The sequence below is a fragment of the Vibrio sp. 1CM7H genome (assembly GCF_023161645.1).
Taxonomy (GTDB): Bacteria; Pseudomonadota; Gammaproteobacteria; order Enterobacterales; family Vibrionaceae; genus Vibrio; species Vibrio diabolicus.
The window spans coordinates 74,515-97,123 of sequence record NZ_JALNTV010000007.1 but is presented as its reverse complement, the minus strand read 5'-3'; the positions used below and the strand labels follow the sequence as shown (position 1 = coordinate 97,123).

Genomic DNA, 22,609 nt, shown 5'->3' with positions numbered 1-22,609 from the left:
GAAAGAGCATGGCTAAGCGGCGATGAGGAGCTCTTTGGCGTTTGCAAGGGTAGAATCTGTAATTTGGCTACCTCCAAGTAGGCGAGCTAATTCTGCCACACGTTGTTGTTCATCTAATGCGTGCATTTGTGTTTCGGTTTGGCCAGCTTTTGTTTGTTTAGCCACGAACATTTGTTGATGGCCACAACCTGCAACTTGAGGGAGGTGAGTGACACACAATACCTGAGTAGACTCGCCAAGCTTGCGTAGCATTTTGCCGACTACAGCTGCTGTTGGACCACTAATACCGACATCCACCTCATCGAAGATCAAGCTTGGTGTATCCACTTTCTGAGCGGTAATCACTTGGATAGCTAATGAGATGCGTGATAGCTCACCGCCTGACGCAACTTTTGCTATAGGTTGCAATGGCTGTCCTGGGTTGGTCGATACTAAGAAGCACACACTGTCCATGCCAAGTGGTGATGGGTGCGTGTTTTCATTGCTGACTTCGATATTGAATACCGCTTTTTCCATGCTCAATTCGTGCATGCTTTGCGTGATCAGCTTATTTAGCTCTTTAGCGTAACGGCTGCGTGATTTGTGTAGTTTTTCTGCTTGGTTTAGGAAGCTTTGGTACTTTTGTTCCACTTCTTGCGCGAGTTCCTCTAAACGTTCATCAGAGCAATCTAACGCTTCTACTTGGGCCAGAAGATCTTGATGATGTTGGTATAGTTCTTCTGGCATCACGTGGTGCTTGCGAGCAACAGACATCACTTTAGAAAAACGTTCTTCTACATAAGCCATACGAGCAGGATCCACATCGATGCCATCTAGATAACTGCGTAATTCATTCTTAGTTTCTTCCAGTTGAATCATCGCTTCTGACAACATGTTGGGTAGCTCAGATAGCTTTTCATCTAACTCAGCTAGTTGAATTAGGGAGTGATTGGCCGATTGCAAAATACCAAGCGCATTGACTTCTTCACCTTCGTAAATAAGTTCGATGGCTTGCTGACAGGTATTGGCGAGTTCACCACTATTGGATAGTCGTTTGTGCTCTTGCTCGAGCTCTGCAAATTCTTCTTCACCTAGCGATAACTCATTTAGTTCTTTGATTTGGTATTCAAGCAACTGTTTTTGCGCCTGGTTTTGCTGGCTATTTTCTTTTAGTTGCTTGAGGTTATTGTCCGCCTGACGCCAATGTTGGTAAGCACTTCGTGTGCTTTTTAGTAGGTTTAGATGACCTGCATATTGGTCGAGCATAGCCATTTGGTGTTCGCTTTTCATCAATTGATGATGAGCGTGTTGCCCATGGATATTGATCAGCAGTTGCCCTAGAGATTTGAGTTGTGATAGTGGGACAGGACTGCCATTTATGAAGGCTCTTGAGCGACCTTCTTTTGTGATGATGCGACGCAAAATACATTCACTGCCATCAAGCAGATCGTTATCTTCTAGCCAACGCGTTGCATGTAGGTTGTTGTCCAGTAAAAAAGCGGCACTAACTTCGGTTTTTTCTTCACCTTGTCGAACCATGCCAGCTTCGGCTCGTCCGCCTAAGCAGAGCCCAAGTGCATCGATAGCAATGGATTTACCCGCGCCTGTTTCACCTGTGATGGTGGTCATGCCCTTAGACAGCTCGAGTTGTAAAGACTTAACAATCGCAAAATTATTAACACTTAGATGAGCCAGCATTTTTATTTACCTGTATAACTGAACAATACTGTATAAGAGAACAGTATATACTGTTTCTTTATACAGTAAAGACAGGTGAGAAAAAATTTCTGTGTGGGGTGCTTTTTTGTGATGAAGTGGGAAAAATGAGCCGAAGTGATTACAACGACTCATTAAAATTGAACAGGTTACGGACGAGTTGGGTTAATCGTGAGCGGCTCTAATGTGACTACTGCATTCACACCAGCACCTGGATGATCCACGTATGATGTGTCTTGCATTAGTGTGTAGTAAACGTCGACGAAGTCATCATCATTCGTTAGGACGCCGTCAGGGATCGTGTCGATGATCTTATTCGTGATTTGCGGAATAATCGCGTAAGCCTGAACTTCTGGATCTGGAATCGCTTTCAGCACTTCCCCAGCAACTTGAACAAGGAGTTTTGCCAACTGTTTATAGTCTGTACCATCATCTTGTTCCATGAGCACGATGTCCGCAGCGCCCCAACGGTAACGAGACCAGTGAATAATGATCTGATTTGGGTAGTAATCTTGGTTATCGTAGTCTAAGTATGGAAGCTCTACTAAATCGAGAGTAGGTTCATCACGACTTGGATTGACGCCCGTTACGATAGCGTAGATTTCTGCCTTGCCAGAGATCCAAGGTTCTTTGTCATCGGCTAGACGGATCTTTTTCAACTGCGTTGTTTGAATTGGAGCCGCTTCGCCCACTGTGCTACTTGACAATAGCGGTGCATTTTGGCGTTTTTCATCAGCAATATATGGTTGAACTAAAGCTGGCTGACCGAGTTTTTTCATCTCAGCTTGCATAGCTTGCAAGCCTGCTTTTAGCTCTGCAGAGCTGTTGTTATCAACAACGAGTACAGGTACCTCAGGGAGTTGGTAAACATCGAGTTGATGGATGTTGCCATACACATCAAATGCTTCGATATATTGCCAATTCTCATCATCACCACTTGGTTCAAATGCAAATAATGGCTCGACCTCGCCACTTTGCCATGCTGTTATCATGCTCTCATTCGCTAAACGAACTTCCAGCAACTGATCTGAGTATTCAGAAATACCTTTCCAGCTACGAATTTGAGTGTCAGCTTGTACAAGCTGACGGCTAAACTCGGAGTTGGGGTTTTGTTGAACAAATGCTGATACAGAGACGCTAGTCTGTTGTGGAGTAATATCTCTTCTCAACATGGGTTCAATGGCAGCATAGTTCTCACTCAATTGTTGAGCGAGGGCACGCTTCGTCTTAGTGATATCTTCCGCTTTTGCGTTGGATACACTGTTGACTTGCGTTTCCTCTGATTGGCAGCCAATAAGTGCTAATGTACTGAGAACAGACAGAATGATAGTTTTCTTCATAATATGTCCTTTATTGATTTTATGAAATAGAGTTAATACTCTATTCATGGTGAGAATATCACCGGACATAGATCATTGAATTTGCTTTTCTATCTTTTGTGTAAACTTTGCCCACAGGATCAAAATTTATAAACTTCTCTTTAATGATGGCAAATATCGTGTCGCCTCACTACTTTGTGTCTATTTCTTGTCTAAGAAAGCCAAAAGCCAGTGGCAACTAAGCTACTGGCTTTTTTATTGAAGTCATTTCCCTGAGTAACAAGTGTTAGAACAATTTACTAGACCAACCAAGCTTGTTACGTAAAACGTGATAGTAGCTGTAGTCTTTGGGATGGATGAGTTTGAGCACATTTGGACTTTGATAGATGTGGATTTCGTCTCCTGGAGAAACAGGGAGAGACACTTGTCCATCACAGCTAACTTCTTGTGTTCCTCGGTTCTCTGGTGACACCACCAATTTAATTCGACGCTTTCCATCAACCACCAAAGGTCGACTCGACAAGGTATGAGGAAACATTGGCACGAGTGAAATGGCATTCAAGCTAGGCGAAAGAATTGGACCACCGCCAGAAAGCGAATATGCGGTCGAGCCCGTTGGTGTAGAGACAATCAAACCATCGGCTCGTAAAGAGAAGGCGAAGCTTTCATCAATGTACACTTCAAATTCAATCATATGGGCAATTTGCCCTGGGTGAAGTACAGCTTCATTTAGCGCAGCGTTGTGGCTTTTAATTTGCCCGTGACGGTGTACTTCCGCTTCTAAGAGAAAGCGCTCTTCTTCAATATACTCACCGTCGAGTACCGCTTGCAGAGACGCTTGGAACTCGTCTGGGTTTAAGTCAGTTAAGAAGCCTAGGTTTCCACGGTTCACCCCTATGACTGGAACATCAAATCGGGATAAAATTCTTGCCGCGCCTAGCATGTTGCCATCCCCACCAACCACAATGGCTAGATCGGCATTTTTTCCTAGTTCAACTAAACTGGCAAATTGACTCTGCGGGATATCATCCAGTATTGCGGCAAGGCGATCGTCAATAAATACTTTATAGCCTTCAGAGGTCAGCCATTGGTACAACTCTTTATGAGTTTGAATTGCTTGTTGATCTCTTGGTTTTCCGATAATCGCGATCACGTTACATGGATTTTTCATAGCATTTCCGCATTAAAGAGGCTTGAATCAGGAATCTTCATCCCCATAATAATGGCAAGTCACCTAAATATGCGAATTTTTATGTGGTTAAAGCCCGCAAAAACGCGCATGGCTTTAAGGGCATTATGTTGAATTCTGGAGATATCATGAGCAACGAAGAAAACAAAGTTACAGAAGAAGAGCTTGATCAAATCATCGAAGAGGCTGAAAAAGTAGAAGCTGAAGCACAAGAAGTAGAAGCTGAGCTTGAAGAAATTGGTGATGAGACAGACGCTAAGATTGCTCAACTAGAAGCGGCACTATTGTCTAGCGAGGCAAAAGTAAAAGAGCAGCAAGATGCGGTGTTGCGTTCTAAAGCTGAAGTAGAAAACATGCGTCGTCGTACCGAGCAAGAGATCGATAAAGCACGTAAGTTTGCGTTGAACAAGTTTGCCGAAGAGTTGCTTCCTGTTATTGATAACCTAGAGCGTGCAATTCAAGCGGCAGATACAGAGAATGAAACGGTTAAGCCGTTCCTAGAAGGTGTTGAGTTAACACACAAAACGTTTGTCGACGTTGTGGCGAAATTTGGCTTGAAAGCAATCAACCCTGAAGGTGAAGCATTCAACCCAGAGTTCCATCAAGCGATGTCGATTCAGGAAAGCCCAGATCATGAATCAAACACAGTTATGTTTGTTATGCAAAAAGGTTACGAACTAAACGGCCGTGTGATTCGTCCGGCAATGGTAATGGTTGCTAAATAACCTTAACTGCCTGTTTTCAAGTATAAAGCGCCCATCATTTTTTGATGGGCGCTTTTTTGTTTTAAACGTAAGTTGTTGTAATGAGCTTCATTGTATATCGATAAAATGGAAGTTTGATCCCCTTCATATTTTTTCTTATTGGTTAATTATTTTCCTATAGGAGATTTCTTCTCATCTCACTGCGTGTTTATGAACGAAGAGGGCTATAAGTAATTGTAATCATTCGTTGTGTGAATGTTTGTCCTGCATAGGAATGTAAAGATAGTCATTTTTTCTACAATAATTCCGTTAACAAAAATGTAAATTATCACTTTATTTTGTAACCTTCGTGTGTATGATTTGCGACTAATGCTTTAAAAGTAAGCATATATAACTACAAAGATGTAAATAGCAAATACAACATATCGGAGATTTATAATGGATAAATCGCTTTCTAGTAAGATTTTTATAGGCTTGTTTGCCGGCCTTGTGCTGGGAACAGCAATTCAGTACTTATTTAGCGGTATTGCGATTTTTGATACATACCTACTTGGAGCAGCAGAAGGCGTTGGCGGCATGTTTGTCTCGCTGATCAAATTGCTTGTTGTTCCTTTAGTTTACGTTTCAATCGTATGCGGCATTGTTGACTTGAAAGACATCAGTGCATTTGGTCGTCTTGGTGGAAAAACTTTTACCCTCTACATTCTTAACACCATCATTGCGATTACGGCGGCTTTGACTGTTGGTTTGATTTTCCAGCCAGGAGCGGGTGCTAATCTGGCAGGAACGGTATCTGAGGCCGTACAGCTGACGACGACAGAAACGCCGGACATTTTCTCTCTAGTTGTTAACATTGTTCCTAGCAACCCAGTACAAGCGTTTGCTAACGGCGACATGCTGCAAATCATCTTCATGGCAATTCTGACAGGTCTTGCAATTCAAGCTTTGGATTCTCGTGGTGGTCCTGCCATCCGCACGTTCAAAATGGCAAATGAAATCATGATGAAACTGGTTGGGTTAGTGATGAGTCTTGCGCCATATGGTGTGTTCGCGCTAATGATTCAATTGGGTGCAACACTAAACGCCAATACATTGATGTCCGTGGCTGGTTATGTGGCCTTGGTGGTTGCGATGTTGGTGTTCTGGATCTTCTTCTTCTATCCAATGGCAGTAAGTCTTGCGACAGGGACCTCTCCAAAGACTTTCCTACGTGCAACTCGTGAGCAGATTCTGTTCTCTCTATCTACCGCGAGCTCAAACGCGACTATCCCGGTAACGATGCGTACACTGACAGAAAAGCTTCAGGTCTCTAAATCGGTTGCTGGCTTCGGTGTACCACTGGGCGCAACGATGAACATGTCTGGTGTGTCTATCTATATTGCTCTAGCAACGATGTTTGTTGCGAACGCTTTTGGCCAGCCAATTAACACCGCAGACATCTTCACGCTTGGTTTAACTATTCTTCTATTATCTATTGGTGCTGGTGGCGTTCCTGGAGGCGGCGTGGTAATGGTAGGCGTTTTGCTTCACCAACTAGGCTTACCACCTGAAGGCTTGGCAATTATTGCTGCGGTTGACCGTATTAATGATATGTTCTGTACGTCATCTAACGTTGTCGGTGATACGGCGGTAAACACCATTGTGGCAAAAACAGAAGGTGAGATTGGTAAAGAAGAAGGCGTTGACGCTGAGCCTGCTCAAGCGAACGCATAATGTCTTGAATCATTTATTTTAACCCTAATATTGAAACGAGCTCTTATGAGCTCGTTTTTTTTGTTTAGGAAGAGTCGGGCATAAATACATTTACCTGAGAAATGGTGTTTTGTTGCGCTACAGCAGTGTGACGAGTTCCCAACTAATCAGAAAGAAACACATAAATTTCGAAAAAAGACGCTTTTTTTTAATTCTGCCCTTGAAAAGCATTTTGCCGCCCTTATCTATGTGGCATAGAGAAGCAAACATTGATTATTTTTGTTTGTGAGCAAGGGTTGAAACCCGATTCTCCTCCCCCCACATTGGGGTTATAACCAAACGAAAATAGAATTTATTCGGAGATAGCCAGATGGGTAAAATCATTGGTATTGACTTAGGTACTACTAACTCATGTGTTGCTGTATTAGACGGCGACAAACCACGTGTAATTGAAAACGCAGAGGGCGAACGTACTACTGCATCGGTTATTGCTTACACTGACGGTGAGACGCTAGTAGGTCAACCAGCGAAACGTCAAGCAGTAACTAACCCAGAAAACACGCTATTTGCAATTAAGCGTCTAATCGGTCGTCGTTTTGAAGACGAAGAAGTTCAGCGTGACATCCAAATCATGCCTTACAAAATTGTTAAGGCTGACAACGGTGACGCTTGGGTAGAAGCAAAAGGCCAAAAAATGGCGGCTCCTCAGGTTTCTGCTGAAGTTCTTAAGAAAATGAAGAAAACTGCTGAAGATTTCCTTGGTGAGGAAGTAACTGGCGCAGTTATCACAGTACCTGCTTACTTTAACGATGCTCAGCGTCAAGCTACAAAAGATGCTGGTCGTATCGCAGGTCTAGAAGTTAAACGTATCATCAACGAACCAACAGCAGCAGCGCTAGCTTACGGTCTTGATAAGAAAGGCGGCGATCGCACTATCGCGGTATACGACCTTGGTGGTGGTACATTCGATATCTCTATCATCGAAATCGATGAAGTTGAAGGCGAGAAAACATTCGAAGTTCTAGCGACTAACGGTGATACTCACCTTGGTGGTGAAGACTTTGATAACCGCCTAATCAACTACTTAGTAGACGAGTTTAAGAAAGAGCAAGGTATCGATCTTAAGAACGATCCACTAGCAATGCAGCGTGTTAAAGAAGCAGCAGAAAAAGCGAAAATCGAGCTTTCTTCTACTTCTCAAACTGACGTAAACCTACCTTACGTTACTGCAGATGCAACTGGTCCTAAGCACATGAACATTAAAGTGACTCGTGCAAAACTAGAATCTCTAGTTGAAGACCTAGTACAACGCTCTCTTGAGCCACTAAAAGTAGCTCTAGCTGACGCTGATCTATCAGTAAACGACATCACTGACGTAATCCTAGTTGGTGGTCAGACTCGTATGCCAATGGTTCAAGCGAAAGTTGCTGAGTTCTTTGGTAAAGAAGCGCGCCGTGACGTAAACCCTGACGAAGCAGTAGCAATGGGTGCTGCAGTTCAAGGTGGTGTACTTGCTGGTGACGTTAAAGACGTACTACTACTAGACGTAACTCCACTGTCTCTAGGTATCGAGACAATGGGTGGCGTAATGACTAAGTTAGTTGAGAAGAACACAACTATCCCAACTAAAGCGAACCAAGTTTTCTCTACAGCGGAAGACAACCAGAGCGCGGTTACTATCCACGTTCTACAAGGTGAGCGTAAGCAAGCGATGTACAACAAGTCTCTAGGTCAATTCAACCTAGAAGGCATCCAGCCTGCACCACGTGGTATGCCACAAATCGAGGTTACTTTTGACCTTGATGCGGACGGTATCCTACACGTGTCAGCGAAAGACAAGCAGACTGGTAAAGAGCAGAAGATCACTATCCAAGCTTCTGGCGGTCTAAGCGATGAAGACATCGAGAAAATGGTTCAAGAAGCAGAAGCTAACAAAGAAGCGGACAAAAAGTTCGAAGAGCTAGCGACTGCACGTAACCAAGCTGACCAAATGATTCACGGTACTCGTAAGCAAGTAGAAGAAGCTGGTGAAGCACTACCTGCAGAAGAGAAAGAGAAGATTGAAGCAGCAATTTCTGAGCTAGAAACAGCGCGCAAAGGCGAAGACAAAGAAGCTATCGATGCTAAAGTTCAAGCACTAATGACAGCTTCTCAAAAACTGATGGAAATCGCTCAACAACAAGCTCAAGCGCAGCAAGCACAAGGTGCTGACGCCGATGCACAGTCTAAAGAAGACGACGTTGTAGATGCTGAGTTCGAAGAAGTTAAAGACGACAAGAAATAATATTTCTTAACCAGATGGCTGCAAAGCCATCTGGGGTCGATAAGACTTCGTGTGCGGGCGTTTGGGGCAACTCTTACGCCCGTCTGTTTGTAAACGCTGTCTTTCTAGTTAAGTATGTTGCGGATAAGTGCACTTACCTAGAACGATACAAACACCAAGCGGTGAATCGATGCCGTTTGTAGTAATTAACTGGTGACGAAGAACATGTCAAAACGTGATTTTTACGAAGTATTAGGCGTAAGCCGTGATGCCTCAGAGCGCGATATCAAAAAGGCGTATAAGCGTCTAGCGATGAAATTCCACCCAGACCGAAACCAGGGTGATGAGTCTGCGGCGGACAAGTTTAAAGAAGTAAAAGAAGCGTACGAAGTTCTGACCGACCCTCAGAAGAAAGCGGCGTACGACCAGTACGGTCATGCTGCTTTTGAACAAGGCGGCGGTGGTTTCGGTGGCGGTGGCTTTGGCGGCGGCGGCGCTGATTTCGGCGACATCTTTGGCGATGTATTCGGCGACATTTTTGGTGGTGGTCGTCGTGGCGGTGGTGGTCACCGTGCTCAACGTGGTGCGGACTTACGTTACAACATGGAACTGACGCTAGAAGAGGCGGTTCGTGGTGTAACGAAAGAGATCGAAGTACCAACACTCGTACACTGTGATACCTGCGATGGTAGTGGCGCGAAGAAAGGCTCATCTGCTGAAACATGTGGTACCTGTCATGGTCATGGTCAAGTACAAATGCGCCAAGGCTTCTTCGCAGTGCAACAAACCTGTCCTACCTGTCACGGTAAAGGCAAGATCATTAAAGACCCTTGTAATGAGTGTCATGGTCAAGGTCGTAAACAGAAAACCAAAACACTTAACGTTAAGATCCCTGCAGGTGTTGATACTGGCGACCGTATTCGTCTATCTGGCGAAGGTGAAGCAGGAGAGATGGGAGCTCCAGCGGGTGACTTGTATGTACAAGTGCACGTGAAAGAGCACCATATCTTCGAACGTGATGGTAACAACCTATACTGTGAAGTGCCTGTAAGCTTTGCGATGGCGGCTCTAGGTGGTGAAGTTGAAGTACCAACTCTAGATGGTCGCGTAAGCCTAAAAGTACCTTCAGAAACGCAAACAGGTCGTATGTTCCGCATGCGTGGTAAAGGTGTGAAAGGCGTTCGCGGTGGCGGTATCGGTGACTTGATTGTTAAGTTGGTTGTTGAAACACCAGTAAACCTAAGCTCACGCCAAAAAGAACTGCTCAAAGAGTTTGAAGAGTCTTGTGGTGGTGAAGCGGCGACAAAGCACAAGCCTAAATCAGAAGGCTTTTTCAACGGTGTGAAAAAGTTCTTTGATGATTTAACCAGCTAGACGTTAGTGAAAAGCACAAATACAAAGGCCTGCTAAAATGCAGGCCTTTTTGCATCTCGGTGTTCTTTCTAATTCCAGCAATCACTTGGTTCTTCGACATTTGTTGACGTTAAAGTAATCGTTTTAGCGCCAGTCAAGCACTCGTCGTCGTCTTGTCCCAGAGCCGATTTTGCTGTTGCTGTAATGGTATAGGCCGTACTTGCTGAGCTCGCAATATTGAAAGAAAATCTATCTGTGTCTGAATCACATAGAGTGCATGTGCCTCCAGAGATAATATGACTCCAGTCGTACCCACCATCATAAGATGTCTCTAGCTCTAGCTGAATTCGACTAAGATCGCTCAAGGCAACCGTCCTATGAGACTTGATTACATGATTGGTGTAAGAAGGGTAGGCGACAGCCGCAATGATCCCGACAATCACTACGGCTATCAGTAATTCGATCAATGTCATCCCTCCCAATCTTTTTTTGTAGCTGTTACAGCGAGAAATTCGAATCATCACGAGTAGTTTCCTTTTCACTTTTCCGCCTATTTTTGGCAGGTGATAGCATCTGTGCAAGATGAATTACGGCCCTTTTGCCGTTTACATAGGAATTTGGGAAATGCCTCGCGGGTTTACGTTGTTGGAGCTTCTTATTACTGTTGCTGTACTGAGTATTATATTGGCGTTTGCAGCTCCAAGCTTTAGCCGTGTTTCACAAACTGTGCAAATGCAGCGATTGGCAACTGAATTAGCTGGTTTTCTAAGCCAAAGTAAGTCAGAGGCGGTAATGAGAAATCAAAAGTTATATATACATTTCTCAATGGCTAAAAACGTTGTTGTCAGTCAAGGTGCATGGTCTCTACAGTTAACTGACTCATCTAGCGGCTCAGGGGGAGTAATCTTAAACCTTTCCGGCTCCGCATACTCTGAATTATCTTTGAAGCACAGTTACGATAATCAAAAAATAAGCTTCGATGAGGTCCGTGGACGGCCCCAAGGAGGAAATATAGAGTTTTTCCCAACCAATGCTCAAAACATAAAACTACAAGCAAAGCTCTCAAACCCTCCTGGGAGGATTAAGATTTGTAGTAATTCTGGAGCGAAGTTATATGATTACCATCAGTGCTAACAAACGCTATCAAATAGGTAGCTCTTTAATTGAATTAATGATTAGTTCTTTAATTGGGTTAATTGTTCTTAGTGTAGTGGGCTCTATATTCTTGACTTTACAAAAAACAGCAAAAGAAAAAAGCTTAGAGCTAAATTTATTGCAAGGTCTTAATATCACTTTATCTGTTATGAAAGAAGATATTCAAAGAGCAGGTTATGATGGTGGGAACGGTAGTTCACTCAAATTATCCGGAGCTACAGGAACCATAATACTGAGCGGCGCCTCTTCTGTTGGTTTTGTGTATTTTAAAGAAGACTCAGCTGCCAATGAAGACTATCGAAATATTAAGTATGAGAAGAGAGATACTCGGTTTTTTATATGTGAAAAAGGCGTTGTGTCTCAAACACAAATATTATCTTTTGATGGTATAGATTTTTGTCGTTCTCTATTTGATGATGATATTTTCCAAGTTACCCAATTCACCGTTAGTTCAGAAACAGTGACTAATGGAGGAAATGTAAGTTCGGTCACGAACGTTAAGTTAGGTTTGCAAACGATTGATGGAGTCTTTAGTGAAGTCGCGGAGTTTTCTATCAAACAAAGGAATTGGCAATGACATCTAAATATAACTATTCCGGTTATACCACTTTGCTTGTGACTTCTATACTTTTATTACTTGCTTTAATTGCATCATTAGCATCATCCAAAGGTGTATTTTTTCAAATAAAAGTTGCGCAAAACGAAATAAAATCTCGACAAGCACATTGGTTAGCTGAAGGAGGTGTTGAATGTGCATGGGCGCAATTTAGAGTTAGTAATATTGTACCTGCAGTAATAACAGATTGTGGCTCAGGGCTTTGGACGGTTCCGAATTTTACGAGTACTTCCAATGGGTATTTGGTTACTTCTAATGTTGGATTTACAAGCATTAGTAAGGAGATTATTTTGGGAGGTAACTTGAGCTATGGTGCAATGCAGTCTAGTGCCGACATTTATTTTCATTCTAGTGCAACGTTTTCTACTCCAGATCCAGGGGAATTGAGCAGTGATGGGTGGGAGTGTATTGCGTTAAGGTATAAAAAGCGCTTTTACTCCTCTTCAGTTGATAATAAAGGCGTAATTCATGGAGAGTCTCCCTATGCCGATTTTAACAACCCTACAAATAAAGATTGTGCAAACACGACGGCAAACCGTCATCTCTCATCTAGTGTTGGCGGGGTTGGTGCTGGTGATGATTTTACTCAAGATACAGATTTAAAGCCATTTGAATCCTTCTTTGGAGTAAAGGCTGAAGAGCATAATGATGTCCGAGATAATGGTGTATTTCATGTTATGACGGGCTCAGGGGCTGGTGGCATACCTAATTGTGGTGCTGCTTTAACAGCAGAAATTCAGTCAGGGAAGCATCATTTATGGGTTGAAGGGGGCTGTGAAATCAAGCAATCGGAATACAATGATTTGGTGAATGCTACATCATCGACCAATGGCGTAACAGTGCTCATTCATGATGGTCTTTTCTCCGTGATGGGACCACCGAGCTCCGGCGCTACATCAAATAAGTTTAAAGGGGTCTTGTTTCATTTCAATCATGATTATGCTCCGGCAACAGCGGATTGGGTTGGGTTCGAAGCCAATGCTCACCTAAATCATGTGTCAAGTGTTGTAGAAGACTCATACAGGACAATAGCTTCTTATTATCAGCATGGTTCTTTTACGGTATCTGGTGGTCAATATTTTGATAGTGAAGATCAGGCAGCGGTTTTCTTCGATTCTTTGGACTTTAGATACAATAAAGATGTGATAGACAATTCAAGGAATGCGCATGCAATTCCTAGATGGAAGAAGGGCTCTTGGAATGATCTCTAAACAAAAAGGTTTTAACCTTCTTGAAGTTCTAATTTCTTTTCTGCTTATCGGTGTTGGGGCTCTAGGTTTAACGAAGCTAAACGTGTATCTAGAACGCGAATCCGAATATGCCATAAAAAGTATTGAAGCATTGCGTCTAGCAGAAAACCAGCTCGAATGGTTCCGGACGCGTGGTGCTTCGGATGCGCTTTCTACGATTTCTACTGCCAGTTTTGCCTCTATCGTGACAGGATCTTCCGCCACTGGAGCGTACACGGTGGAGTGGGATGTGCCACCTGCTACTGTATCAGGTTCACTAAAGACGATCATCATCACAACAAGTTGGGAAGATAGAATGGGGCAGACGCAATCCGTTCAGCTGAAAACTATGATTTCACAGTACAGTGAATTCGAAAACTAAGTTCAATTGCATGCATGCGCTGAGACAAATGCGGGTGTAATTCCTGTTTGATACCGGATTTGTCGCGGTTAATAAATGGTTTTTGAACTGTTAATCGAGTTGATGTGCTACTGTTTTTATTATGTTTAATTGAAGTGGTGTTTTTGCAAAATATGTCTCCAATTATGAAAAAAAATATAGAACCTTGTGCTTTCTCTATTAGTGTTTACTAGAATACTCGTTGGATAGTAGGCCGTCATAATTACTCAAATAGGCCTTGGCACCAACATCATTCACTATGGAGTTACCATGAGTAACCAAGCTGTAAATAAGGCACCATCATCGAAGCCGAGCGGGATGGAGCGCTTTTTAAACTTTATTGAGAGGACAGGTAACAAAATTCCTGATCCTGCGATTTTGTTCTTCTGGGCATTGATCATTACTTGGGCGGCGTCAGCACTTTTATCGAATGTATCATTCGATCTTCCAAACCCTCGAACGGGCGAAGCTCTTACCATCACTAATTTACTTACGGGCGAAGCGCTAGCAAGTTTCCTTGCTAACATGGTGACGACGTTTACTGGCTTTGCGCCACTGGGTATCGTACTTGTCGCGATGCTAGGTGTGGGCGTTGCAGACTCTTCGGGCTTTATTACGACGGGTCTTAAGAAGATGCTGAACTTCACGCCAGCTAAGCTTCTTACTCCAATGCTGATTTTGGTTGCTATTGTGTCGCATACTGCGGCAGATGCAGGCTATGTTCTGGTTATTCCTCTGGGCGGTATTATCTTCCATGCGGCAGGTCGTCACCCTCTAGCGGGTATTGCGGCAGCATTTGCAGGTGTATCTGGTGGCTTCTCTGCAAACTTTATTCCTTCAGGTATAGATCCACTACTAGCAGGCTTTACGCAAACCGCGGCGCAGGTTCTTGATCCTGAATACGTGGTTAACCCATTAGCGAACATCTTCTTTACTGGCCTATCTTCCATCATTATTGTAGCGATTGGTTGGTACGTGACAGAAAAAATCATCGAGCCTCGTTTGTCAAAAATGCCAATTGATGACGATGCGGAAACTGCGCCAAACCTAGGTTCATTTACTGAACTGGAATCAAAAGCATTCCGTTATGCAGGTTGGGCAATGATGGCGGGTATTGCTTTACTTGTTGTAGCGTTAATTCCAGAAACATCAGCACTTCGCTCGCCTGAAGGTGAAATTACGGCCTTCTCAGCACCGATAATGAAGTCTATCGTGCCGTTGATCTTTATTCTGTTTATCATTCCTGGTTACGTTTACGGTAAAGTGTCTGGAACGTTCAAGACCAGCAACGACATTATCAAAGCGATGGCTGATACTATGTCGACCATGGGCGCATACATTGTCATGTCATTCTTCTGTGCCCAATTCTTGTCTGCGTTTGCTCAATCGAACATTGGGACGATGCTGGCGCTATATGGTGCAGAAGGTCTGAAAGCGATGAACTTACCTGGTGAAGTGACCATCATTGGTATGATCCTTCTAACTGCGTCTGTAAACCTACTTATTGGTTCTGCATCGGCAAAATGGGCTTTAATTGGTCCAATCTTAGTGCCAATGTTAATGGCGGTTGGTATCTCGCCTGAGCTCTCTCAAGCGGCTTACCGTGTGGGTGACTCAGTATCGAACATCATTTCACCTCTAATGGTATTTTTCCCTCTTGTAGTGGTTTACTGTCAGCGTTATGTGAAGTCGGCTGGTATCGGTACGCTTGCGTCACTAATGATGCCATTCTCGATCGCAATGCTGATCGGTTGGTCTATCTTCCTAGTTGCTTATTGGATGGTTGGTATCCCGCTAGGCATTCAAGCTCCTTACACTTACACAATGTAAAAACGTTTAGGGTGTGAAAGCCGATAATTGGCAGCCGAAAAGCGCAGGTCTTCGATCTGCGCTTTTTTGTTCTCGTAAAACGAACATCGATAGGTCTTGTAACTAGGTTTTTTTTGGAGTTGCAAACTTTGTCCCGTGATGTGTTGCTGTAGTGAAACCGAAGTTGGTGATAAAATTCCTGACTTCAATCGTTTTTTGTTTCTTTGGAGCCTCCTTTGTCTAACCATCCGTTTACCCCTCAAGATGAATTGTTTATGCGCAGAGCGATGGTGCTTGCTGAGCAAGCAGAAGCTGAGGGGGAAGTACCTGTCGGTGCAGTGCTTGTCAAAGATGGTGAAATTATCGCTGAGGGGTGGAATCGCTCTATTGGTACTAATGACGCTACCGCACATGCTGAAATCCAAACACTGCGTAAAGCAGGCCAAAAGCTAGAAAATTACCGCCTTCTGGATACGACGTTATATGTAACACTTGAGCCATGCCCAATGTGTGCCGGAGCCTTATTGCATAGCCGCGTTAAGCGGGTTGTTTTTGGAGCGCCAGATTTAAAAGCTGGAGCAGCAGGAACAGTGCTTAATTTGTTTGAAAGCCAAGCTGCTTACCATTACGCCTTGGTTGAAAAGGGGCTACTAGAAGATGAGTGCCGCACTCAGCTACAAGCGTTTTTTAAGCGTCGCCGTAAGGAAATTAAAGCGAAGAAACAAGCACAAAAAGCATTAGAAAATGGAGAGAGTGGACAAAATTATGGAAATAGTGAGAGTTAGCAAACATCTACAACCGGGTAGATGTTTGCCTGAACGTACTAGTGATTGACTAAGTGTACAAAAACACGATTACGTGAACTTACTTTCTTTTTCATACATGTCAGTTTACGTTTACGTCGGATAGCAGCTACTGTGTTATTTAAACGCTTTGACTGCACTCTACGTCTTCTCATATTCAAAACCTCCTGCAGACAAGACTTATACCAGTAAATAGCGGTTCATCGATGCTTTACAATAGGCTCGATAATCGCACTAAACATTTGATGGTTTAACGTTCTTCATTTGACTTCTGCATTGCACAGAGCCAGCAAACAATTTCAATACGGTGCTTAATAATAGGAGTGACGTTATTTCGGCAGAGCGTAGCCGAAAGCGCCGCTTCATCAGTGAGCTAAACCATGTGGTTACAAAGCAATCTGTTACAAAGCAATCAGTTTAACTAACGGTGAAAAAAAGGCGACCAACCAAAGGAATGGTTGAGTGTGGTTGGTGTCACTCAGAGTCTTGGATTCTAGATAAGTTTTCGCTAGGACTCAATAAAAATGACGAGCTCATGGGCTCGTCATTTTTTAGTTTACAGGGGGTCTATTCTTCAAGGCTTTCTTGTTCGGTGTCTTCTTCAACCGTGACATCAGAAGCACCTGAGACTTGCTCGACGACAACCTCTACTGCTCCTGATATCAAAATGTCGGGGTTGAGCGGCGGAATCACTTGTAAGTCATCGCTATTCTCATCAATCGCTGGCTGTTGGCTGACATGACCAATGATGGATTGGTAGTAACGTCGAATATTTTCTACGTAATTACGCGCTTCATCGCCTCTGGCGTATCCATAGCGAGTTTGACTGTAATAGCGCTTCTGACGCAGTAAAGGCAGCCTGTCTTTTACATCCGCCCAAGCGTTCGGATCGCCACCTTGTGCTTTGGTGAGTCGGCGTGCGTCCATCATGTGGCCGTAACCAATATTGTATGAAGCTAACGCAAACCATATTTTTTCATGCTCGTTAATGCTATCAGGCACGCGACTTACAATTCGACGTAAGTACTCGACACCACCACGAACAGATTGCTCAGGGTCCAAACGGTTAGTCACCCCGACGCTTTTCGCCGTTGGCAGAGTCAGCATCATCATTCCCCTAACACCCGTTGGCGATTTTGCTGTTGGTTTCCAGTGTGACTCTTGATAAGCCAATGCTGCAATTAATCGCCAGTCGAACTCTTCGCTGTATTTTTGGAATAAAGGTGCCCATTTAGGCAATTTGTCATCCAGAGCTCGAATGAATGCGCGAGTATCAACGTAGTCAAATGCTTCAATATGACCAATGTACTTTTCTTCGAGAGTGGACAGTTCTCCTGATTGTTTGATGTTACCGAAAAATTCTATCAGCATCGCATACAAACTTTCGTCTTCAGAGCGTCGAGTAAACCACGATACTGGTTGATCTTCTGTAAGTTCAAACGCGAGCGCAAGATCGGGGTAAAGGCGCTGAGCTAGGGAAAGTTCCACAGAGTCAGTCACAGTAAAACGCAACTCACCAGTGGATACATATTTAAGTAAGTCTCTCGTGTCAGCATCGCCAACAATTTCAAACTGCAGCTCTGGGTATTTCTTCTTTAATGCGGTTAGGGTCGGAACATATTGCGATTGTTCGACGATCTTTAATGTTTGCGCGCCTGCATTTGTATCTTCGTCAGATTCGCTGTCTTTCGATGCTTGGTATTCAATCAGCTGTTCGATATCACGTGGTCGAAGTTGCCCCTTTTTATACACAACTTGTTGGCTTACATAATAATAAGCAGGGCCCGGTCTAAAGCGTTTTACCGCTTGTGACGTTTGATTTAAGCCCGTAGCGATGAGATCAATATCTCCTTTCTTAAGAGCAGGAAAAAGCTCAGCTTGGCGAAAGGCAGGTTTAATCTCGAGCTTGACGCCGAGCTGCTCCGCAAACTGACGCGCCAATTCGTAATCCAACCCAGCGGGACCATCGGGACCAATATAATAGGAAAGCTGATTGTTTAGCGTGCCAACACGAAGCACGCCACGTTCCTGAATTTTTTCGAATTCACTTTTGGGTTCCGACTCAATCTGGCAGGCAGAGAGTAGTAGCACAGAAACAAAAATTAGGGCGCTGCGCTTGAGTCGGTTGAGCTGGCTTATTTGCATTAATAGGTACATCTTAGGAAATTTCTATTTGCCTTTATATCAAAGCGAGCTCATGGGGCAAAGTGAATCACACACTTATAGCGTGACATTGTGTGTTTTATCGACATTTTAGTCGTAATTCAAATTTGACAAAAAAAATGACGCAAACGGTTGCTTTTGGTGTTACATCACAAAAACAATTGCTATATAATGCGCTCGCAATGACGAGGTGGAATCGGCATAGGTTCGACAGGGCTTATTTTAAGTGTCTGAATTTATTCCAATATCACCTTAATCAATTGCATAAGAGACCTAAGCACATGAGAATTTTGCGTGGCTCCCCAGCTCTTTCTGAGTTTCGTGTTAATAAACTACTGGAACTTTGTCGTGAACAAGATCTGCCTGTAACTGGCATTTATGCCGAGTTTATGCACTTTGCCGATCTAAAGTCTGACCTTGATGACCAAGAGTTAGAAAAACTTGAAAAGTTACTAACTTACGGCCCAACCATCGAAGAGCATGAGCCAGAAGGTCTTCTACTTCTTGTTACGCCTCGTCCAGGCACTATCTCGCCTTGGTCTTCTAAATCTACCGATATCGCTGTTAACTGTGGCTTGGATAAAGTGAAACGTCTAGAGCGCGGTACGGCTTATTATGTCGAATCTTCAGTTGTTCTATCAGAGGCTCAAGTTGGCGCTGTCAAAGCGTTAATTCATGACCGCATGATGGAAACGGTATTTACAGAATTTGAAGCTGCGTCAGCGCTGTTTACAGTCGCAGAGCCTAAGCCAGTGGCGCATGTTGATATCTTAGCGGGCGGTCGTCTTGCGCTTGAAGAAGCAAACGTTTCCCTTGGCTTGGCACTCGCAGAAGATGAAATTGATTACTTGGTAGAGAACTTTACTAAGCTTGGGCGCAACCCAAACGACATTGAATTGATGATGTTTGCTCAGGCGAACTCAGAGCACTGTCGCCACAAAATTTTTAACGCAGATTGGACTATCGACGGGGTAGATCAACCTAAGTCTCTGTTCAAAATGATCAAAAACACGTTCGAAACGACACCTGACTATGTGCTGTCTGCATACAAAGACAACGCGGCCGTTATGACGGGCTCTAAAGCGGGTCGTTTCTTCCCAGACCCTAAATCTCGTCAATACACTTACCACCATGAAGATGCACACATCTTGATGAAGGTAGAGACGCACAACCACCCAACGGCAATCTCTCCATGGCCGGGCGCATCGACTGGTTCAGGCGGTGAGATCCGTGACGAAGGTGCGACGGGTATCGGCGGTAAGCCAAAAGCGGGTCTGGTTGGTTTTACAACCTCTAACTTACGTATTCCTGGTTTTGAACAGCCGTGGGAAACCGACTTTGGCAAGCCAGGTCGTATTGTTAACGCGCTAGACATCATGCTTGAAGGTCCTCTAGGCGGCGCGGCATTCAACAACGAATTTGGTCGTCCAAATCTATTGGGTTACTTCCGTACTTACGAAGAAAAAGTGACCTCTCACGCGGGTGAAGAAATCCGTGGTTACCACAAACCAATCATGATTGCTGGTGGTATGGGTAACATTCGTGACGAACACGTGCAGAAGAAAGAAATTCCAGTGGGTGCGAGTTTAATCGTACTTGGTGGTCCGGCAATGAACATCGGTCTTGGTGGTGGCGCGGCGTCCTCAATGGCGTCTGGTCAGTCAGCAGAAGATCTGGACTTTGCTTCAGTACAGCGTGAAAACCCAGAGATGGAGCGTCGCTGTCAGGAAGTGATCGACCGTTGTTGGCAGCTAGGCGACGACAACCCAATCGCATTTATCCACGATGTGGGTGCGGGCGGTATCTCTAACGCATTGCCTGAACTTGTCGACGACGGTGAGCGTGGCGGTAAGTTCCAATTACGCGATGTACCAAACGATGAGCCGGGCATGAGTCCGCTAGAAATTTGGTGTAATGAATCACAGGAACGTTACGTTCTTGCGGTAGCGCCAGAAAACATGGAAGCATTCGATGCAATCTGTAAGCGTGAACGCGCACCATATGCAGTGGTGGGTGTGGCAACTGAAGAGCGTCATCTAACGCTAGAAGATTCTCACTTCGACAATACGCCAATCGATATGCCAATGGATATCCTGCTTGGTAAGCCACCGAAGATGCACCGCGACGCAACCACACTAAAGGTGGAAAGCCCTGCCATTGTTCGTGATGGTATTGAGCTTAATGAAGCGGTGGATCGCGTACTTCGTCTTCCAGCGGTTGCAGAAAAAACATTCCTAATTACTATCGGTGACCGAACAGTAACGGGTCTGGTTGCTCGTGATCAAATGGTTGGCCCTTGGCAGGTACCAGTAGCAAACTGTGCAGTAACAGCGGCAAGCTATGACACTTACCACGGCGAAGCAATGTCGATGGGTGAGCGCACGCCAGTGGCATTACTAGACTTTGGTGCATCGGCTCGCCTAGCGGTTGGTGAGTCACTAACGAACATTGCGGCAACAGACATCGGTGATATTAAACACATTAAACTGTCTGCGAACTGGATGTCGCCAGCGGGTCACCCAGGTGAAGATGCCGGTCTTTATGAAGCAGTCAAAGCGGTGGGTGAAGAGCTCTGTCCTGCATTAGGTTTGACGATCCCAGTTGGTAAAGACTCCATGTCGATGAAAACCAAGTGGGAAGAGAACGGCGAGAGTAAAGAAGTCACTTCTCCACTGTCGCTAGTTATCACGGCATTTGGTCGTGTGGAAGACGTACGTAAGACCGTGACTCCACAACTACGCACTGACAAAGGCGATACTTCTCTAGTTCTTGTTGACTTGGGTAACGGCAAAAACCGCTTAGGTGCGACAGCATTGGCACAAGTATACAAACAGCTTGGTGATAAACCTGCTGACGTAGATAACGCAGAGCAGCTAAAAGGCTTCTTTGATGCAATGCAAGCGTTAGTACGTGATGACAAGCTAGTGGCTTACCACGATAAAGGCGACGGCGGTCTGTTTGTTACACTGGCTGAGATGGCGTTCGCGGGTCATTGTGGCGTAAAAGCGAACATCGCAGAGCTGGGTGATGATGCGCTAGCCGTTCTATTTAACGAAGAGCTAGGTGCGGTTGTTCAAGTTAATAATGATGATCTGGATTCAGTTCTATCTACTCTGGCGGCAAACGGCTTAGAGGCATGTTCACATGTGATTGGTTCAGTTAACGCTTCAGATGACTTTATTATCACTTCTGGTGATGCAGTTGTTCTTGAACGTTCACGTACCGAACTACGTGTTATCTGGGCTGAAACAACGCATAAGATGCAGGCGCTACGTGATAACCCAGCGTGTGCTGACCAAGAGCACGAAGCTAAGAAAGACAACTCTGACCCGGGTCTAAACGTTAAGCTAAGCTTCGACGTAAATGAAGACGTTGCAGCGCCTTACATTGCAAAAGGTGCGAAGCCTAAGATGGCGATTCTACGTGAGCAGGGTGTTAACTCCCACGTTGAAATGGCAGCAGCGTTTGACCGCGCAGGTTTTGAAGCAACCGACATTCATATGAGTGATATCCTAACGGGTCAAGCCGTTCTGGATGAATACCATGGCCTAGTAGCTTGTGGTGGCTTCTCTTACGGCGACGTACTAGGTGCGGGTGAAGGCTGGGCTAAGTCTATCCTGTTTAACGCACAAGCTCGTGAACAGTTCCAAGCCTTCTTCAACCGTGAAGAGACGTTCTCTTTAGGTGTATGTAACGGTTGTCAGATGCTTTCTAACCTGAAAGAGCTGATCCCGGGTGCAGACTTGTGGCCACGTTTTGTTCGTAACGAATCTGAGCGTTTTGAAGCGCGCTTTAGCCTAGTTGAAGTTCAGAAATCTGATTCTGTATTCTTCGACGGAATGGCTGGTTCGCGCATGCCAATCGCGGTTTCCCACGGAGAAGGGCGTGTAGAAGTACGTGATGCAGAGCACCTAGCAGCGATCGAGGCATCAGGTACGGTTGCGGTTCGTTACGTGGATAACCTCGGTAACCCAACACAACAATACCCGAACAACCCGAACGGTTCGCCAAACGCGATTACCGGTTTAACAACAGCAGACGGTCGCGTAACTATCATGATGCCTCACCCAGAGCGCGTATTCCGCACAGTTGCAAACTCTTGGGCTCCGGAAGGTTGGGGTGAAAATGGCGCTTGGATGCGTATGTTCCAAAATGCACGTAAGAATATCGGTTAATTAACCTCAGGTTAATCTAGCTTAAGTAAAGCGTTGGTTGAGAG

At 44.5% G+C, this 22,609-nt stretch carries 16 protein-coding genes; 11 read left to right on the top strand and 5 right to left on the bottom strand.

Going from position 1 to position 22,609, the window contains the following annotated elements:
• Positions 1-12: 12 nt before the first annotated feature.
• The 3 genes from recN to nadK form a co-directional block, all read right to left on the bottom strand.
• Positions 13-1,677, bottom strand: a complete 1,665-nt coding sequence (recN, locus tag MSG33_RS19600; RefSeq protein ID WP_248381800.1) for a DNA repair protein RecN — start codon at positions 1,675-1,677, stop codon at positions 13-15.
• A gap of 167 nt (positions 1,678-1,844) precedes the next feature.
• Positions 1,845-3,035: a DUF3103 domain-containing protein gene (locus tag MSG33_RS19595; protein ID WP_248381798.1), complete on the bottom strand. Its 1,191-nt coding sequence runs from the start codon at positions 3,033-3,035 to the stop codon at positions 1,845-1,847.
• A 265-nt stretch (positions 3,036-3,300) separates the two neighbouring features.
• A complete protein-coding gene (nadK, locus tag MSG33_RS19590; RefSeq protein WP_005391462.1) occupies positions 3,301-4,185 on the bottom strand; it encodes an NAD(+) kinase in 885 nt (294 codons plus the stop codon).
• 146 nt (positions 4,186-4,331) lie between these two features.
• Here nadK and grpE point away from each other — a divergent pair, with 146 nt between their 5' ends.
• The 4 genes from grpE to dnaJ all read left to right on the top strand — a co-directional run bounded on the left by grpE (position 4,332) and on the right by dnaJ (position 10,236).
• Positions 4,332-4,928 carry a nucleotide exchange factor GrpE gene (grpE, locus tag MSG33_RS19585; protein WP_012842091.1) on the top strand — a complete coding sequence of 199 codons (597 nt, stop codon included), beginning with the start codon at positions 4,332-4,334 and terminating at the stop codon, positions 4,926-4,928.
• A gap of 417 nt (positions 4,929-5,345) precedes the next feature.
• Positions 5,346-6,620, top strand: coding sequence for a dicarboxylate/amino acid:cation symporter (locus tag MSG33_RS19580; protein WP_012842090.1), 1,275 nt, complete (start codon positions 5,346-5,348; stop codon positions 6,618-6,620).
• A gap of 349 nt (positions 6,621-6,969) precedes the next feature.
• Entirely contained in the window at positions 6,970-8,883 is a 1,914-nt protein-coding gene (gene dnaK, locus MSG33_RS19575) for a molecular chaperone DnaK (RefSeq protein WP_005391455.1), read from the top strand.
• Positions 8,884-9,087: 204 nt separating this feature from the next.
• Positions 9,088-10,236, top strand: a complete 1,149-nt coding sequence (gene dnaJ / locus MSG33_RS19570) for a molecular chaperone DnaJ (protein ID WP_005391453.1) — start codon at positions 9,088-9,090, stop codon at positions 10,234-10,236.
• Positions 10,237-10,304: 68 nt separating this feature from the next.
• Here the strand turns inward: dnaJ and MSG33_RS19565 are convergent, their stop codons facing one another.
• Entirely contained in the window at positions 10,305-10,736 is a 432-nt protein-coding gene (locus tag MSG33_RS19565; protein ID WP_047010170.1) for a type IV pilin protein, read from the bottom strand.
• Between the two features lie 103 nt (positions 10,737-10,839).
• Between MSG33_RS19565 and MSG33_RS19560 the strand changes: the two genes are divergently transcribed.
• From MSG33_RS19560 to tadA, 6 genes are all read left to right on the top strand, one after another.
• A complete protein-coding gene (locus tag MSG33_RS19560) occupies positions 10,840-11,349 on the top strand; it encodes a GspH/FimT family pseudopilin (protein WP_047010169.1) in 510 nt (169 codons plus the stop codon).
• Positions 11,330-11,947, top strand: coding sequence for a pilus assembly protein PilW (locus tag MSG33_RS19555; RefSeq protein ID WP_248381796.1), 618 nt, complete (start codon positions 11,330-11,332; stop codon positions 11,945-11,947). The genes MSG33_RS19560 and MSG33_RS19555 overlap by 20 nt, the downstream gene beginning before the upstream one ends.
• Positions 11,944-13,197, top strand: a complete 1,254-nt coding sequence (locus MSG33_RS19550) for a hypothetical protein (protein ID WP_248381794.1) — start codon at positions 11,944-11,946, stop codon at positions 13,195-13,197. Before MSG33_RS19555 ends, MSG33_RS19550 begins: the two co-directional genes overlap by 4 nt.
• A complete protein-coding gene (locus MSG33_RS19545) occupies positions 13,187-13,597 on the top strand; it encodes a prepilin-type N-terminal cleavage/methylation domain-containing protein (RefSeq protein WP_053350260.1) in 411 nt (136 codons plus the stop codon). Before MSG33_RS19550 ends, MSG33_RS19545 begins: the two co-directional genes overlap by 11 nt.
• Positions 13,598-13,885: 288 nt before the next feature.
• On the top strand, positions 13,886-15,445 hold the full coding sequence (locus tag MSG33_RS19540) for an AbgT family transporter (protein WP_054867886.1): 1,560 nt from the start codon (positions 13,886-13,888) through the stop codon (positions 15,443-15,445).
• A gap of 215 nt (positions 15,446-15,660) precedes the next feature.
• Entirely contained in the window at positions 15,661-16,209 is a 549-nt protein-coding gene (gene tadA / locus MSG33_RS19535; protein WP_005391440.1) for a tRNA adenosine(34) deaminase TadA, read from the top strand.
• Between the two features lie 585 nt (positions 16,210-16,794).
• Here tadA and mltF read toward each other — a convergent pair.
• A complete protein-coding gene (gene mltF / locus MSG33_RS19530) occupies positions 16,795-18,372 on the bottom strand; it encodes a membrane-bound lytic murein transglycosylase MltF (RefSeq protein ID WP_248381856.1) in 1,578 nt (525 codons plus the stop codon).
• A 299-nt stretch (positions 18,373-18,671) separates the two neighbouring features.
• Between mltF and purL the strand changes: the two genes are divergently transcribed.
• Positions 18,672-22,565 carry a phosphoribosylformylglycinamidine synthase gene (gene purL, locus MSG33_RS19525; RefSeq protein ID WP_248381854.1) on the top strand — a complete coding sequence of 1,298 codons (3,894 nt, stop codon included), beginning with the start codon at positions 18,672-18,674 and terminating at the stop codon, positions 22,563-22,565.
• The last annotated feature ends 44 nt before the right edge of the window (positions 22,566-22,609 follow it).

Excerpts from the sequence above, each read along its gene's own strand:
- recN (WP_248381800.1), bottom strand. The coding sequence starts at position 1,677 with ATGCTGGCTCATCTAAGTGTTAATAATTTTGCGATTGTTAAGTCTTTA.
- MSG33_RS19595 (WP_248381798.1), bottom strand. The coding sequence starts at position 3,035 with ATGAAGAAAACTATCATTCTGTCTGTTCTCAGTACATTAGCACTTATT.
- nadK (WP_005391462.1), bottom strand. The coding sequence starts at position 4,185 with ATGAAAAATCCATGTAACGTGATCGCGATTATCGGAAAACCAAGAGAT.
- grpE (WP_012842091.1), top strand. The coding sequence starts at position 4,332 with ATGAGCAACGAAGAAAACAAAGTTACAGAAGAAGAGCTTGATCAAATC.
- MSG33_RS19580 (WP_012842090.1), top strand. The coding sequence starts at position 5,346 with ATGGATAAATCGCTTTCTAGTAAGATTTTTATAGGCTTGTTTGCCGGC.
- dnaK (WP_005391455.1), top strand. The coding sequence starts at position 6,970 with ATGGGTAAAATCATTGGTATTGACTTAGGTACTACTAACTCATGTGTT.
- dnaJ (WP_005391453.1), top strand. The coding sequence starts at position 9,088 with ATGTCAAAACGTGATTTTTACGAAGTATTAGGCGTAAGCCGTGATGCC.
- MSG33_RS19565 (WP_047010170.1), bottom strand. The coding sequence starts at position 10,736 with ATGATTCGAATTTCTCGCTGTAACAGCTACAAAAAAAGATTGGGAGGG.
- MSG33_RS19560 (WP_047010169.1), top strand. The coding sequence starts at position 10,840 with ATGCCTCGCGGGTTTACGTTGTTGGAGCTTCTTATTACTGTTGCTGTA.
- MSG33_RS19555 (WP_248381796.1), top strand. The coding sequence starts at position 11,330 with ATGATTACCATCAGTGCTAACAAACGCTATCAAATAGGTAGCTCTTTA.
- MSG33_RS19550 (WP_248381794.1), top strand. The coding sequence starts at position 11,944 with ATGACATCTAAATATAACTATTCCGGTTATACCACTTTGCTTGTGACT.
- MSG33_RS19545 (WP_053350260.1), top strand. The coding sequence starts at position 13,187 with ATGATCTCTAAACAAAAAGGTTTTAACCTTCTTGAAGTTCTAATTTCT.
- MSG33_RS19540 (WP_054867886.1), top strand. The coding sequence starts at position 13,886 with ATGAGTAACCAAGCTGTAAATAAGGCACCATCATCGAAGCCGAGCGGG.
- mltF (WP_248381856.1), bottom strand. The coding sequence starts at position 18,372 with ATGCAAATAAGCCAGCTCAACCGACTCAAGCGCAGCGCCCTAATTTTT.
- purL (WP_248381854.1), top strand. The coding sequence starts at position 18,672 with ATGAGAATTTTGCGTGGCTCCCCAGCTCTTTCTGAGTTTCGTGTTAAT.